Source organism: Pseudomonas sp. BAY1663 (assembly GCF_000582595.1).
GTDB classification, from domain to species: domain Bacteria; phylum Pseudomonadota; class Gammaproteobacteria; order Pseudomonadales; family Pseudomonadaceae; genus Stutzerimonas; species Stutzerimonas stutzeri_AF.
The window spans coordinates 1-13,754 of sequence record NZ_AZSV01000101.1 but is presented as its reverse complement, the minus strand read 5'-3'; the positions used below and the strand labels follow the sequence as shown (position 1 = coordinate 13,754).

The 13,754-nt window shown below is 64.6% G+C and carries 14 protein-coding genes and 2 pseudogenes; 8 read left to right on the top strand and 8 right to left on the bottom strand.

All coding sequences use genetic code 11. The features are described 5' to 3' along the window. Positions 1-62 precede the first annotated feature (62 nt). Complete coding sequence (locus tag BAY1663_RS19935; protein ID WP_037044139.1) at positions 63-758, top strand: GNAT family N-acetyltransferase; 696 nt, start codon at positions 63-65, stop codon at positions 756-758. Positions 759-782: 24 nt separating this feature from the next. Here BAY1663_RS19935 and BAY1663_RS19930 read toward each other — a convergent pair whose 3' ends face one another. Both BAY1663_RS19930 and BAY1663_RS19925 read right to left on the bottom strand, forming a co-directional pair. Beyond that, a complete protein-coding gene (locus BAY1663_RS19930; protein WP_037044137.1) occupies positions 783-1,526 on the bottom strand; it encodes a class I SAM-dependent methyltransferase in 744 nt (247 codons plus the stop codon). A 90-nt stretch (positions 1,527-1,616) separates the two neighbouring features. Then, positions 1,617-2,000 carry a helix-turn-helix domain-containing protein gene (locus BAY1663_RS19925; RefSeq protein WP_037044147.1) on the bottom strand — a complete coding sequence of 128 codons (384 nt, stop codon included), beginning with the start codon at positions 1,998-2,000 and terminating at the stop codon, positions 1,617-1,619. An 87-nt stretch (positions 2,001-2,087) separates the two neighbouring features. On the opposite strand from BAY1663_RS19925, the pseudogene BAY1663_RS19920 reads away from it, so the two are divergent. Continuing rightward, positions 2,088-3,145 (top strand): annotated as a pseudogene (locus BAY1663_RS19920) (SDR family oxidoreductase). 122 nt (positions 3,146-3,267) lie between these two features. On the opposite strand, the pseudogene katG reads toward BAY1663_RS19920, so the two are convergent. Beyond that, positions 3,268-5,482: pseudogene (gene katG, locus BAY1663_RS19915) on the bottom strand (catalase/peroxidase HPI). A 416-nt stretch (positions 5,483-5,898) separates the two neighbouring features. Then, on the bottom strand, positions 5,899-6,147 hold the full coding sequence (locus BAY1663_RS19910; protein ID WP_037044135.1) for a zinc ribbon domain-containing protein: 249 nt from the start codon (positions 6,145-6,147) through the stop codon (positions 5,899-5,901). Between the two features lie 283 nt (positions 6,148-6,430). Here BAY1663_RS19910 and BAY1663_RS19905 point away from each other — a divergent pair, with 283 nt between their 5' ends. Both BAY1663_RS19905 and BAY1663_RS19900 read left to right on the top strand, forming a co-directional pair. Further along, positions 6,431-7,036: a hypothetical protein gene (locus BAY1663_RS19905; RefSeq protein WP_037044133.1), complete on the top strand. Its 606-nt coding sequence runs from the start codon at positions 6,431-6,433 to the stop codon at positions 7,034-7,036. A gap of 13 nt (positions 7,037-7,049) precedes the next feature. Beyond that, positions 7,050-7,628 carry a hypothetical protein gene (locus BAY1663_RS19900; RefSeq protein WP_037044131.1) on the top strand — a complete coding sequence of 193 codons (579 nt, stop codon included), beginning with the start codon at positions 7,050-7,052 and terminating at the stop codon, positions 7,626-7,628. A gap of 8 nt (positions 7,629-7,636) precedes the next feature. Here the strand turns inward: BAY1663_RS19900 and BAY1663_RS25525 are convergent, their stop codons facing one another. Then, on the bottom strand, positions 7,637-7,768 hold the full coding sequence (locus BAY1663_RS25525; RefSeq protein WP_256206901.1) for a hypothetical protein: 132 nt from the start codon (positions 7,766-7,768) through the stop codon (positions 7,637-7,639). Positions 7,769-7,970: 202 nt separating this feature from the next. Next, a complete protein-coding gene (locus BAY1663_RS19895) occupies positions 7,971-8,396 on the bottom strand; it encodes a transcriptional regulator (protein ID WP_037044129.1) in 426 nt (141 codons plus the stop codon). Between the two features lie 189 nt (positions 8,397-8,585). Between BAY1663_RS19895 and BAY1663_RS23115 the strand changes: the two genes are divergently transcribed. After that, positions 8,586-9,110 (top strand): hypothetical protein, encoded by a 525-nt coding sequence (locus tag BAY1663_RS23115; RefSeq protein WP_256206900.1) that lies wholly within the window; start codon positions 8,586-8,588, stop codon positions 9,108-9,110. A 41-nt stretch (positions 9,111-9,151) separates the two neighbouring features. On the opposite strand, the gene BAY1663_RS19885 is transcribed toward BAY1663_RS23115, so the two are convergent. Next, a complete protein-coding gene (locus BAY1663_RS19885) occupies positions 9,152-10,003 on the bottom strand; it encodes a CAP domain-containing protein (RefSeq protein WP_037044127.1) in 852 nt (283 codons plus the stop codon). A 194-nt stretch (positions 10,004-10,197) separates the two neighbouring features. On the opposite strand from BAY1663_RS19885, the gene BAY1663_RS19880 reads away from it, so the two are divergent. After that, a complete protein-coding gene (locus tag BAY1663_RS19880; protein WP_051497191.1) occupies positions 10,198-10,641 on the top strand; it encodes a DUF2846 domain-containing protein in 444 nt (147 codons plus the stop codon). A gap of 231 nt (positions 10,642-10,872) precedes the next feature. Further along, a complete protein-coding gene (locus BAY1663_RS19875; RefSeq protein ID WP_037044141.1) occupies positions 10,873-11,274 on the top strand; it encodes a hypothetical protein in 402 nt (133 codons plus the stop codon). A 40-nt stretch (positions 11,275-11,314) separates the two neighbouring features. On the opposite strand, the gene BAY1663_RS24530 is transcribed toward BAY1663_RS19875, so the two are convergent. Further along, positions 11,315-11,470, bottom strand: coding sequence for a hypothetical protein (locus BAY1663_RS24530; RefSeq protein ID WP_164838477.1), 156 nt, complete (start codon positions 11,468-11,470; stop codon positions 11,315-11,317). A gap of 173 nt (positions 11,471-11,643) precedes the next feature. Between BAY1663_RS24530 and BAY1663_RS19870 the strand changes: the two genes are divergently transcribed. After that, positions 11,644-13,644 (top strand): U32 family peptidase, encoded by a 2,001-nt coding sequence (locus BAY1663_RS19870; protein ID WP_037044126.1) that lies wholly within the window; start codon positions 11,644-11,646, stop codon positions 13,642-13,644. Positions 13,645-13,754: the final 110 nt, after the last annotated feature.

The following is a 13,754-nucleotide window of genomic DNA, read 5'->3' as shown; positions in this document are numbered from 1 at the left end:
TCTCCCCTGCCTGCCCCTGGGCCTTACAATGCCGCCTTTGCCGCACCGCCCCGGAGCCCCCCATGTTCACCCTCGCCCATCTGGAAACCCCGCCGCCGGAAGCGCTGAAAGGCCAGCTGCTGCAGATGGTGGTGGACTACCTCGGCGACATCAGCGCCGTCTCGCTCACGCCGCGCAACCTGCTGTACCCGCTGTACCAGTACGTGGTGGGGCTCGAGGTGCATCGCTATCTAGACAGCATGGACGGTGCGCAGCCCGGCAAACCGGAGTTGATCATGGCGCTGGATGCGGAAGATCCGGCGACGCTGCTCGGCTTCGCGCTTTACCTGCCGTATGTGGACGACCCCGAGGCCTGCGCCCTGGTCTACCTGGCCGTGAGCGCGGAGCAGCGCCGGCAGGGCATCGGCCGGGCGATGGTCGAACGGATGCTGTCGCGCTATCCCCACGCGGAGGTGGCGTGCGTGGCGGGCAAGACCGGGTACTTCGAGGCGCAGGGCTTCATGCCGCTGGCAGCGCGCGGCCCGCAGGTGCTGATGAATACACGGAGCCAGGCTTCAGACGGTGCGGTGGCGGTGCAGGATCTGCAGCCCATCTTCCAGTCCAGGGAGGTCCGGCAAATCTACAGCTACCTGGTCAAGCAGCACGGCCAGAGCGCCATGAAGGCAGCCGAGAAACAGCGCGACCTGCTGCTCGACGAGCTGGCCCGACAGGCCGATCAGCTGATCCGGCTGCGCACCTCGGCCAAGCGGTTGCACTGAGCGCGCTAGCTGCGTGCACGCCGATCAGCGCTTCACGCAGGCGAAGATGGCGTTACCGGACGCCGTGTCCCACGGAGCGATCTTCTGGTAGTCGTGCTCGAGCACATGCACCTCGAAATACGGTTCCAGCAGCGCAATCAGTTCAGCGAAGCTCACCGCCACCATCGGATGCTCGTCCTGCCAGACCTGACTGGCTCCGGCCAGCGTCTTCTCGATGCGCAACCGCAGCAATTGCCGCTCGCCCTGACCGCTGTAGTACCAGCCGGAACTGAAGCCGAACAGGCCATCGGCATGGTGGGCGGTGTGAGACACGTACGAGCGGTTGTCGATCCGCTGCTTGTCCACGGCGTTGAAGCAGAACAGCCCCTGGTCGGCCAGCGCGGCGTGCACATGGGCGATACAGGCGGCGAGCCGCTCGAGCCCGGCGCTGTAATGGATCGAGTACAGGAAGCAGGTGATCAGGTCGACCGGTCGATCCAGGCTGAAGCTGCACATGTCCTGCAGCGAGAAGCGCGCCTTCGGGCAACGCAGCGTGGCCCGGTCCAGCATTGGCTGGTTGATGTCCAGCCCGCTGCTGTCGTAGCCGGCATCGATGAAATGGCGCACGTGCGGCCCGGTTCCGCAGGCGAGATCCAGGTGCCGTCTTCCACCATTGCCGAACAACTGCTGCAGCCGCTGGACGGCACTGCTCTGGGCGCCGTAGTCGATATCGGCGCACATGAGGTCGTAGTAACCCGACAGGTCGGTATAGATGGCGGTGCCGGGCATGCTGGTCTCTGCTGAGCGAGGCGCTGGGGGCGCGCATCATAGCCGGGCCGCAGGAAAATCGCGCGGCAATCGCCCTGCACGCACCCGACGCTAGCCGCGCCTGCGCGAAGTGCGCCGCGGTTGCAAGTCGTCCAGAGCGTCCGAATGCTGCCGTGCCCAGTCGTAGATCAGCTCGATCGGCTCGATCATCAGCCTGCCCAGCGGCGACAGCGCGTAGCTCACGGCCGGCGGCACCGACGCGAGCGTGTGACGTTCGATCAGGCCGCTCTGCTCCAGTTCACGCAGGGTCTGCACCAGCATCTTCTTCGAGATGCCTGGCAAGCTGCGATGGAGCACGCCGCTGCGAGCGATACCGTCATGCCGGGCGTGGAGGGTATGCAGGATCATGCTGGTCCACTTGGTCGAGAACAGTTCGAGCACACGCCGCGGTGCGCAATCTTCGCGCCATTGTTCTTCGTCAGAGCCGGGTTGCATGGGGATGGTCACCATTTGGTGCCGACTTGGATCGGCATTTTCGAGTCGATAAGGTGCTGGCCTGTTTTGCTTTTTGGGGTTGAGAACATGACAAATCAAGCACTGGTGGTCGGCTCGAGCGGTATCGTCGGCAGCGCCCTCTCCCGCCTGCTGGCGAGCGAAGGCTGGTCGGTCGCCGGACTGGCGCGGCGACCAGGCGCAGACAGCGACGTAACGCCGATCAGCGCGGATCTGCTGGACCCGGCAGCACTGACGTCGGCGCTGAGCACTGTTGCGCCCACGCACCTGTTCCTCACCACCTGGGCGCGTCAGGCCAGCGAGGCGGAGAACATACGTGTCAACGCGCAGATGGTCCGCAACGTGCTCGATGCCGTTCGCGCTTCCGATACCGTACGACACGTCGCCCTGGTGACTGGCCTGAAGCACTACCTCGGCCCGTTCGAAGCCTACGGAAAAGGCACGCTGCCGCAGACGCCGTTTCGTGAGGAACAAGGGCGGCTGGACGTCGAAAACTTCTACTACGCCCAGGAAGACGAGCTGTTCGCCGCCGCAGCGCGTGATGGCATCACCTGGAGCGTGCACCGGCCGCATACCGTCACCGGCGTGGCGGTTGGCAATGCGATGAACATGGCCACCACCCTGGCGGTATACGCTCCATCTGCCGCTTCACCGGGCGGCCTTTCCGCTTCCCGGGTTCGGCCGTGCAGTGGAACAGCCTGACCGATGTGACCGACGCCGATCAGCTCGCCCGGCATTTGCGCTGGGCGACCACTACACCCGCGGCAGCCAACCAGGCCTTCAACATCGTCAACGGCGACGTATTTCGCTGGAAGTGGATGTGGGGACGCATCGCCGAATGGTTCGGCATCGAAGCGGCTGCCTTCGATGAGCCCGCGCCGCTGGAGCAGCAGATGGCTGACGATGCACCAATCTGGACGGAAATGGCGCAGCGCTTTGGTCTGGCCGAGGCGGACATCAGCAGGCTGATCTCGCCCTGGCATACCGATGCCGACCTGGGGCGGCCGATCGAAGTGGTCACGGATATGTCGAAAAGCCGCAAGCTCGGCTTTCTGGATTACCAGGCCAGCGACGAGGCGTTCTTCCAGGTCTTTGCGAGATTGCGCAAAAGCCGGCTTATCCCATAGTTGGCGGAATGGGCAGCGAGGCGTCCGACACGGCATAACCACCTGCTTGACGGTGGCAAACCGCGCGGACGCGTCGCCCGTTGCAAACCATCGGCGGCGCCCAACGAGCGCCGCCGCATTCTTTACGCCGAGAGCTTCTGGCTGAAATTGTCAGCTGGCTTGCCGATATCGAGTCGGTCCGCGTTCATCACCTTGTCCCAGGCTTTGACGAAGTCGCGGACGAACTTCTCGTTGCCGTCGCTCATGCCGTACACCTCGGCCTGGGCACGCAGCTCCGATTGCGAGCCGAAGATCAGGTCCACACGGGTGGCGGTCCAGTTCGGCTGGCGGCTCTTGCGATCGAGGCCCTGGAAGCGGTTCTTGTGCTCGGTGGCGACCCACTCATTCTTCATGTCCAGCAGGTTGACGAAGAAGTCGTTGGACAGAACGCCCACGCGATGGGTGAAGACGCCCTCCTTGCCGCCGTCCGCATTGGTGCCCAGCACCCGCATGCCGCCGACCAGCACGGTCATTTCCGGCGCGCTGAGGCGCAACAGGTGCGCCTTGTCGACCAGCGCTTCCTCGGGCGCCATGAAATGCGACTCGTGGTAGTAGTTGCGGAAACCGTCCGCGGCCGGGCGCAGGGCTTCGAACGACTGCACGTCGGTCCACTCCTCCAGGGCATCCATCCGCCCGCACGGTGACGTTGACGCCGCCATCCTGTGCAGCCTTCTCGACCGCGGCACAGCCGGCGAGCACGATCAGGTCGGCCATCGACACCTTCTTGCCGCCTGTGGCCGAGGCGTTGAATTCGGCCTGGATCTGGCCCAGCTTTTCCAGCACACGAGCCAGCAGGGCCGGGTTGTTGACGTCCCAATCCTTCTGCGGTGCGAAGCGGATACGCGCGCCGTTGGCGCCGCCGCGCTTGTCCGAGCCGCGGTAGGTGGATGCCGAGGCCCAGGCCACCGACACCAGGTCGGACACGGAGAACCCCATGCCCAGCATCTTCTGCTTGAGCGCAGAGATATCGGCGTCGTCGATCAACGGGTGGTCGCATTCGGGGATCGGGTCCTGCCAGATCAGCGTTTCCTTCGGCACCAGCGGCCCGAGGTAGCGGCCGATGGGGCCCATGTCGCGGTGGGTCAGCTTGAACCAGGCGCGGGCGAAGGCGTCGGCGAATTCGGTCGGATTTTCCAGGAAGTGCCGGGAGATCTTTTCGTAAACCGGGTCGAAGCGCAGCGACAGGTCCGTGGTCAGCATGGTCGGCTTGCGCTTCTTGCTGGGGTCGAAGGGGTCGGGAATGACTTCCGGGGCGTCCTTGGCCTCCCACTGGTAGGCGCCGGCGGGGCTCTTGGTCAGCTCCCACTCGAAGTTGAACAGGTTTTCGAAGAAGTAGTTGGACCATTTCGTCGGAGTCTGGCTCCAGACCACTTCGAGGCCCGAAGTGATGGCGTCGGCGCCGATGCCGCTCTTGTAGCGGCTGCGCCAGCCCAGGCCCTGATCCTCGATGACCGCGCCTTCCGGCTCCGGTCCCATCAGCGAGGGGTCGCCCGCGCCGTGGGTCTTGCCGAAGGTGTGGCCGCCGGCGACCAGCGCCACGGTTTCGTAATCGTCCATGGCCATGCGAGCGAAGGTCTCGCGGATGTCGATGGCCGCCGCCTTGGGGTCCGGCTTGCCGTTCGGGCCTTCCGGGTTCACGTAGATCAGGCCCATCTGCACGGCGCCCAACCCCGGGTGCAGTTGCCGTTCGCCGCTGTAGCGCTCATCGCCCAGCCAGGTGCCCTCGGGCCCCCAGAACAGCTCTTCCGGCTCCCAGGTATCGGCGCGCCCGCCACCGAAGCCGAACGTCTTGAAACCCATGGACTCCAGCGCCACGTTGCCGGTCAGCACGAACAGGTCGGCCCAGGACAACTTGCGCCCGTATTTCTGTTTGATCGGCCACAGCAGGCGACGGGCCTTGTCCAGCGAGGCATTGTCCGGCCAGCTGTTGAGCGGTGCGAAGCGCTGCTGGCCGCCGCCGGCGCCGCCCCGGCCATCGGTGACCCGGTAGGTCCCGGCGCTGTGCCAGGCCATGCGGATGAACAGCCCGCCGTAATGGCCGAAATCCGCCGGCCACCAGTCTTGCGAGTCCGTCATCACGGCATGCAGGTCGGCGATCACCGCATCGAGATCGAGCGAATCGAACGCGGCGGCGTAGTCGAAATCGCCACCGTAGGGATTCGAGCGCGGCGAATGCTGGTTGAGTGAAGTGAGACTCAGCGCTTCGGGCCACCAGTCTCGATTGCTTGAATGTTTGCGGGGCGCGCCGGCGTGCCCGAATGGGCAGCTCCCGGCGTTTTCTCCAGACTCGGCGTTCATGTTCTGCTCCTCTCGTGGTTCGTTCGCGCGGTCAGGTACCGCCTAGAAAACGTAGCACCGGGATAGGAGCCAAGAGCAAAGCCGGACATGGGCCCAGGTTGTTTCGAGAACCCTCGGTTTCCTGGCAAGCGCATGAATTATGCGGTGTAGACGGCTTTCCGCCGTCCGGGAAGGGACAATGGGACGGGCATGAAATTTCCCTATTGGCTCGATAGACGATCATCAACGCCTACCGTGCGGCAAGCGTGGCGCGTGGAAAAGGCTTCGCCGTTTTCCACCCTACGCTCGGCGATGCACCGGCGGGGCCGAGAAAAGGTGATGACGCTGGGTGGGTAGCGGCCTATCCACCGACACGCCTTCCCAACCACGTCGCGTCGTGAATCAGGCAGCATTCCCGGACACCGCCAACCGCCCAATCAACGGCAGTTCCCCGCACAACCACTTCGCGCACAGGCCGGCGCCTCGGGATTCCTCAATACCCGGCTGTTCACCACGCCGGCCGCGCTCATCAATTTGGTCACGGGTGCATCGTCCGGGATCGTCGCGTCCTCGGCCAGCGCGCCGGCTGCCCGCAATTCGCCCCAGGTCTTCGGGCGCAGGGCCATGGCATGGCGAACTTCATAAACCTGACCGTTGGCTTCGCAGCGATAGTCGTAGGTCGGCATGGTCATTCCTCTCGGATTGCTATGGATAACGCTCACGGGGCCGCTAGGCACTGCTGCCCGCGATGCCAGGCGATTGTACGAGCAAAAATACGCCGGCTTATCCCAACCGGCGCCTCCCAACGAGAACCAGTATCGAGAAACTGAAATTCCCCGCACGAATGATGGCGTTTTGACGCTAATATCCGCAACGCCCAAGGACGGCGAAAGAAGCGCTCCGCCAGAGAGTGCCTTGCGAACTGTCCACGGCAGCCAACGCTTATCCGTAGAACATCAAGGAAGTCCCATGAGCCCTTACAAATACCTGGCCGCCGGCCTACTGAGCCTGGCACTGACCGGCTGTGTCTCGTTCACGCCCACAGGCCCGATTGGCCTACCTACAGACGTCATCGAACATTCCGTCCCAGCCGGAGCGATGCTCAAGGATGTCGAGGTCAGCGACGCGCAACTCGATGAAACCCAGCGCCGCAACATCAGCAATGCGCTGACGACGCAGATCGCCAAGCACATCGAGCGCGGCGAGTACTTCGAACGCATGATCAGCTTTCCCGCCAAGCTGGACGAGCAGGATGTCGAGCTGCGCTTCAACTTCACCTCGCTCAAGGGCAAGCGCACACCGCACCCCGGCTACTTTCCGGGCGCACTGCTGACGCTGACCATGTGGATCTGGGTGAACGGCCCGATCTACGTGGACAAATACGATCTCGCCGCCGAGCTGGCGATTACCGATGCCGCCGGCCAGCAACTGGCGCTCTCGCAGAAGACCCTGGTGCTGGACCAGAACACCGGCCTGTGGGACGCCGACTATTTCAACGCAGCCCCGGGCTCCCGGCAGCTCACCCAACTGGTGGAACAACTGCTGAAAGACGGCACTCAGCAACTCGCACACTGACAAGGACGCCAACATGAAAAAGCTGATCGCCCTCTTCACCGTACTCGCCTCCCTGACCCTGCCGGGATGCATGACCTACTCGCACAAGTCGTTGCCGGAAGTCGGACAGTGGCCGCTCGTTGACTCGGCACAGGCGAAACCGACGGCCTACATCAAGGTGCAAACCGAATATTCGGTGAACGGCACGCCAGCGGCGAGCAACCCCAACATCGCCAAGCTGGAAGAACTGATCAAGAAAGAGCTCGTCGATAGCGGGCGCTTCGCCCGGGTAAGCACCGAGCAGGAAGCGTCGGATCTCTACGTCACCGTGACGCTGCGCAATCAGGAAACCGGCAATCTCGGGCTAGCGGTGATCACCGGCGCGACGTTCTTCCTGGTCCCCGGCACCTTCGACAACACGCTGATCATGGACATGATGTTCCGCGACGGCGAAGGCAGGAAGCTGGGCCGGGTAGAGAAACAGGAAACGCTGACGACCTGGATGCACCTGTTCCTGGTATTCGCCCTGCCCTTCAACGGCTCGGGCGACGCCATCCTGACCGAGCTGGTCAAGAGCAACCTGGAAGCCGCGGCGCAGAAGAAGCTGATTTAGCAGCGGGCCTACAACGTCGGCTTCAGCGCCACCAGCATGAAGCCACAGATGATCCCCGCCAGGGCGATCAACCAGCCGATCCGGTGCGCGCGGTTCTTCTGCGCCTGGCGCACCGGGTCCACGGGTTTCTTCTTTCTCACGCATCCACCTCGAAAATACAGAGCCCGTACGAGCCGTGGGGTATGGGCGAAGACGCGGAACACAGGCAGCCTTCGCGCCGAAGCGGCAGGCAACCTACGATGCTCTGCGGCCGCAGGCAAGCCCTTCGATCACCCCTAGCGCCGCTCCGCCAGAAACGGGGGTGGGCGGCGGCGCCTTCGCATGCCGTCATGGCGCTGCGCATCAACGCGCCTTCTTGCCGTCCTTGCCCGAGGTGGAGCCGTCGCCCGCCCTGGCGAAGGCCCTGATCACATCGCGGACGACCTTGCGCTGCTCGGCCGGCAAGGCCAGGAAGGCGTCGATGGCTTCGCGCTCGCGGTAGAAGCTGGGATCTTCCCACTGCGCCCGCTGCTCGCGGATCGCCGACAGCGCACGCTCGCCGAAGCGCAGGGCCTGGGGCTCGACCTTCAACCACTGGGCGATGACCTGGAGCTTGTCCTGCGAGGGAATGGACTTGCCACTCAGCCAGCGCGAGACCGCCTGGAAGGTGACGGATCGTCCCCAGTAGCGGGAATTGAACTCCCGTTCCAAGACGGCGGGACGGTCAGGATAGCCCGCAGCGAGCATGGCGCTGCGCAGGCGTTCGGCGAATTCCATTTTTTCGTTCATGGAGGCGGACGTTAAGTTCCGGCCCCATGCCAGGCTGAACATTCGGTTGAATTGATAATTGAATTCATGCTTTCATTCGCTCGCGAAAAGCCGGAGAAGGACCGTCGGTAACGGGTTTGATCGCGCGCGGATCATTTCGTCTTCATGCCGGCGCACGGCGATGCGAGTCGTCACGACGCAGCGGTAACCGTGGAAACAGAGGTCGTGGCCCGACGCCAGGCGGCGTCGGCTCTCCAGAGGAAAAGGAATGCCTACCCTTCATCACGTGGCTTTCGAAAGCCACAGCCTGCCCATACTGCACCGGCCGGATGGCTCCTGCTGCTGGATGGCGCCTCGCTGGCGCAGCTGCTCGGCTATGCCGACAGCCTCGACGCCCTGCATGTTCATTGCCGGATCGAGGGTTTCGTCTTCGGCAACCAGCCCCGCCCGACGATCTGGATCGACATACGCAACGCCCACCGCCTGGTGTTCCACAGCGAGTTGCCGCTGGCCGAACGCCTGGCGCACTGGATCAGCCACTGGCTGTTGCCCTATTTCAGCAACAGGCGCTCGCAGCCGCATATCCGGCGGACGACCATTGGCGAGCAGCAACTGCGCGTACTGCACTGGCGGGACGAGTGCTGGCTTTCCCTCAACGGCACCATGCAACTGCTCGGCACGACGGACCAGGCCCTGCTACACGCTCTTGCCGATCTACGCGCCAGCGTGCGCTGACGGCCCGCCAGCCGAGCGCCGCGCCGCTACACGGCCCCGACTCAAGGCGCGCCGAACAGGGCCGTCCAGTAGATGCCCGCATCGCTCTGCGGATCGACCGCATAGGCCGCGCCCAGCTCGCCGAAGCGTGGGTTCATCAGGTTGGCGCAATGGCCGGGGCTGGCCAGCCAGCCGTCGACCACCTTGCGCGGGCCCGGTAAGGCGGCGGCGATGTTCTCGCCGATCTGCCCGCCGGCGTAACCGGCCAGCTCGGCGCAATCGCCGGGGGTGCGGCCATCCTTGCCGAGATGGCTGAAGAAGTTGCCATTGGCCATGGCCCGGCTATGGCTTTCGGCCGCTGCGCCCAGCGTGGCGTTCCAGCCCAGCGGCGGTGCGGCGGCGAAGGCTTGTCCGCCGCACTGACGCGCCTGGCCACGGGCCGCGTTGATCAACTCCAGCAGTTTCCGTCCTTCCGCCTGCCAGTCGCCCAGGCGCCCGTCGAGCAGCGGCCGCGCCAGCACGATGCGCCAGTCGCGGCCCTCGCGGCTGACGCCGATATCGACGAACTGCGGGTCGAGCAGCACCTGGCAGAAGCTCTCGCGCAATGCCTGCATCGCGGCCTCGGCGTCCCGCGGGCCGGACAGGCTGATGGCCTGGACCGTCAACATCGAATAACCGGCACGCGCCAGGGCCTGCTGCAGGTCGCCCATCTGCTGCACCGGCAGAACCAGCCGCGAATCGGCCGCCAGCGGCGTCAACTCTTCGCTGGCGTGGCCGGCACATCGCTGCACTTCGCTGCGATAGGCATTGATCGATTCGAGCAGTTGCGGCTCCTCCACCGCACCGACGGCACCCGCGAACAGCAGCCCCAGAAACGACAAGGCGAAACGTACAACCGATGATCCAATGCGCATGGATAGGTCTCTTCGACATGAATGCTCCATGATCATGCAGGACCGCACAAACCGCCAGCCACCGGCCATCCCGAACGTGAGGTGTTCGTTCACTTCGAATCGTGACTTGATTTCCTACGGATGCTCGATAAGGTGGCATGAGTGATGGCGCAACGCCATCCAATTAAAACCCAACTACTCAGGAAGAGTCATTCATGTTCAAGAAAGTGAAGATGTGCGTAGCGGTCCTCGGTATTTCCCTGCTGGCCGGTTGTGCATCCGTCCCAATGGAGCCCGCAGACAAAGATCAGACATTCAAGGCATTCCCGACCCCGCCGCAGGATCAGGCCGGCCTGTATATCTTCCGCGACTCATCCATGGGCCCCGCGCTGAAGAAAACGCTCAAGATCGATGACGAAGTGATCGGTGAGACAGCCACCAAAACCTACTTCTATCGTTTGGTCAGTCCGGGCTCGCATACGTTGGCGACCGAATCGGAATTCAGTGACAACGCCATCAGCCTGAATGCCGAAGCGGGCAAGAATCACTACGTCCGGCAATCCATCAAGCTCGGCCTCTTCGTGGGAGGTGCGAAGCTGGAAGAGGTTTCCGAAAGCGAAGGTCAGAAGGGCGTGCTGAGCACCAAACTGGCTCGCTGAAGAACGATTGCGATCGAGTTGCCCGGTCCGCCAACACGACACGAGCAACTTGCCCGCCAACGTGCTGTCGGCCCTCCAGGTCGGTAGCACGGCCCTCGATGAAGCATCGGTTCCGCACTCGCGACAAAACTGATGTTCATGCGCACACCACCTTACGCAGTTCATATGCCGCCAATCGATGGCGATGAAGCTGCCTGTGCGTTCAGCAATGAGGCGGCTATGATCGAACCCATGACCAGCCCGTCGCCACTCCGCCAGCCCTGTCCGCCCGGCACCTGCGACTGCAGGCGCGACGACCTGCAGCGCATCCCCGGCGCCGATGCGCGCATCCTGCTGCTGACCCGCCATGAAGAGCGCCGGCTGCTCGAGCGCCTGGAAGGCGTGCAGAACCTGCAGGAGCTGGAGCGTCTGCAGCAGCGGATGTTCGAGCAACTGGGCATTCGCATGCGCATCGCCCCGAGCCACAACGAGGTGCGCAGCATGCGCGGCATCGCCATCGATTTCGCCGAACAGCCCGGCCTGTGCCGCAAGACGCGCCAGGCCATCCCCGCGGCCATCCGCCGTGGGCTGGAGCAGCATCCGGAAATCGCCTACCGCCTGCTCGATGCGCACGACCTGCTGCGCGACGCCTGACGATCATTTTCCGGCCGCAACGGCGGTATCGCCGCACCGCTCAACGGTCTTCGTCGCGCGGGGCGTCGGGCACGCCCTCGCCGGCCTCGTCGAAGTCCGGGTCCTCGCCGGCCTCCCGCTCGCCACCGTCGTTCATGGTGACGTCCGGTTCGTCATCGAGCGCGGATTCGCCTTGCTTGCGCGGATTCTGTTTCATGGATGCCCCCAGACAAAGCCTGCGTGTGCGCTTCAATTTGGAGGCTGCCCCTGGGAGGTCGTTCAGCCTCCGGTGGTAGCTGGCGACGTATGACCCGCACATCGCCGAACGCTCCAAAACCGCGCCAAGCCGCTAGAATGGTCGGCCTTGTCCGCACCGCCACGAGCCGCCCCATGTCGCTACCCAAACACCACCTGGAACTGCTGAGCCCCGCGCGGGACGTCGCCATCGCCCGGGAAGCCATCCTGCATGGCGCCGACGCCGTGTACATCGGCGGGCCCAGCTTCGGCGCGCGGCACAACGCCGAGAACAGCGTGGCGGATATCGCCGGACTGGTGGAATTCGCCCACCTGTTCCAGGTGCGGGTGTTCGTCACGCTCAACACCATCCTGCACGACGACGAGCTGGAAGCGGCGCGCAGGCTGATCCACCAGTTGCATGAGATCGGCGTCGACGCGCTGATCGTGCAGGACATGGGCATCATGGAACTGGACATTCCGCCTATCGAGATCCATGCCAGCACCCAGACCGACATCCGCACCCTGGAGCGGGCGAAGTTCCTCGACCGCGCGGGCTTCTCCCAGCTGGTCCTGGCCCGCGAGCTGAACCTGGCCGAAATCCGCGCGATCCACGAACAGGTGGACTCGACCCTGGAATTCTTCATCCATGGCGCGCTGTGCGTGGCGTTCTCCGGGCAGTGCAACATCTCCCACGCGCAGACCGGGCGCAGCGCCAACCGCGGCGACTGCTCGCAGGCCTGCCGCCTGCCCTACACCCTGAAGGACGACCAGGGCCGCGTGGTCGCCTTCGAGAAGCACCTGCTGTCGATGAAGGACAACAACCAGAGCGCCAACCTGCGTGCTCTGGTCGAGGCCGGCGTGCGCTCGTTCAAGATCGAGGGGCGCTACAAGGATGTGAGCTACGTGAAGAACATCACCGCCTACTACCGCCAGCGCCTGGACGCCATCCTCGCGGAACGTCCCGACCTGGCCCGCGCCTCCAGCGGCCGCACCGAGCACTTCTTCGTCCCCGACCCGGACAAGACCTTCCATCGCGGCAGCACCGACTACTTCGTCAGCGAGCGCAAGATCGACATCGGCGCCTTCGACTCGCCGACCTTCACCGGCCTGCCGGTGGGTGAGGTGCTCAAGGTCGGCAAGCAGAATTTCGTCGTCCAGACCCACGAGCCGCTGTCCAACGGCGACGGCCTCAACGTACTGGTCAAGCGCGAGGTGGTGGGCTTTCGCGCCAGCGTGGTCGAGCCGCTCGGCCAGTTCGAGGTGGACGGCCAGGCGCAGTGGCAGTACCGCGTCGAACCCAACGAGATGCCGGCGGCGCTGCGCCAGTTGCGGCCGAACCACCCGCTCAACCGCAACCTCGACCACAACTGGCAGCAGGCGCTGCTCAAGCCCTCCGCCGAGCGCCGCGTCGGCCTGCGCTGGGCCGCGCGGCTGCGCGAGGACGAACTGGTCCTGAACGTCACCAGCGAGGAAGGCGCCCAGGCCACGGTTTCCCTGGCCGGCCCGTTCGGCGAGGCGAAGAAGCCCGAGCAGGCGCTGGCGCAGATCACCGATCTGCTCGGCCAACTGGGCACCACGATCTACCACGCCGAAGAGCTGGAGATCGACGCGCCTCAGGCGTTCTTCATTCCCAACTCGCAGCTCAAGGCGCTGCGCCGCGAAGCCATCGAGGCGCTTAGCACTGCCCGCGAAGCCATGCGCCCGCGCGGCGCACGCAAGCCGGTCAGCGTGCCGCCGCCGGTCTACCCGGAAGCGCACCTGTCGTTTCTCGCCAACGTCTACAACGAAAAGGCGCGGACCTTCTACCACCGCTACGGCGTGCAACTGATCGACGCGGCCTACGAGGCCCACGAGGAAACCGGCGAGGTGCCGGTGATGATCACCAAGCACTGCCTGCGCTTCTCCTTCAACCTCTGCCCCAAGCAGGCCAAGGGCGTCACCGGCGTGCGCACCAAGGTCGCGCCGATGCAACTGGTGCACGGCGACGAGGTGCTGACCCTGAAGTTCGACTGCAAGCCCTGCGAGATGCATGTGATCGGCAAGATCAAGGGCAACATCCTCGGCCTGCCGCAACCCGGCAGCGCCGCCAGCGTGGTCGGGCACATCACGCCGGACGATCTGCTCAAGACCATTCGCAACAGACCGCAGGGTTAGGCTCACGACCTGCATCGTGGCGGGGCGAGTGCTCGCTGCTCTCGTGGGAGGCCCTGAGCAGGCCTTGCGGCCTGCAGTCGCCGCGAGGTCGCGCCTCCCACCGGTCCGGC

Excerpts from the sequence above, each read along its gene's own strand:
- BAY1663_RS19935 (WP_037044139.1), top strand. The coding sequence starts at position 63 with ATGTTCACCCTCGCCCATCTGGAAACCCCGCCGCCGGAAGCGCTGAAA.
- BAY1663_RS19930 (WP_037044137.1), bottom strand. The coding sequence starts at position 1,526 with ATGCCCGGCACCGCCATCTATACCGACCTGTCGGGTTACTACGACCTC.
- BAY1663_RS19925 (WP_037044147.1), bottom strand. The coding sequence starts at position 2,000 with ATGCAACCCGGCTCTGACGAAGAACAATGGCGCGAAGATTGCGCACCG.
- BAY1663_RS19910 (WP_037044135.1), bottom strand. The coding sequence starts at position 6,147 with ATGCCGACCTACGACTATCGCTGCGAAGCCAACGGTCAGGTTTATGAA.
- BAY1663_RS19905 (WP_037044133.1), top strand. The coding sequence starts at position 6,431 with ATGAGCCCTTACAAATACCTGGCCGCCGGCCTACTGAGCCTGGCACTG.
- BAY1663_RS19900 (WP_037044131.1), top strand. The coding sequence starts at position 7,050 with ATGAAAAAGCTGATCGCCCTCTTCACCGTACTCGCCTCCCTGACCCTG.
- BAY1663_RS19895 (WP_037044129.1), bottom strand. The coding sequence starts at position 8,396 with ATGAACGAAAAAATGGAATTCGCCGAACGCCTGCGCAGCGCCATGCTC.
- BAY1663_RS19885 (WP_037044127.1), bottom strand. The coding sequence starts at position 10,003 with ATGCGCATTGGATCATCGGTTGTACGTTTCGCCTTGTCGTTTCTGGGG.
- BAY1663_RS19880 (WP_051497191.1), top strand. The coding sequence starts at position 10,198 with ATGTTCAAGAAAGTGAAGATGTGCGTAGCGGTCCTCGGTATTTCCCTG.
- BAY1663_RS19875 (WP_037044141.1), top strand. The coding sequence starts at position 10,873 with ATGACCAGCCCGTCGCCACTCCGCCAGCCCTGTCCGCCCGGCACCTGC.
- BAY1663_RS24530 (WP_164838477.1), bottom strand. The coding sequence starts at position 11,470 with ATGAAACAGAATCCGCGCAAGCAAGGCGAATCCGCGCTCGATGACGAA.
- BAY1663_RS19870 (WP_037044126.1), top strand. The coding sequence starts at position 11,644 with ATGTCGCTACCCAAACACCACCTGGAACTGCTGAGCCCCGCGCGGGAC.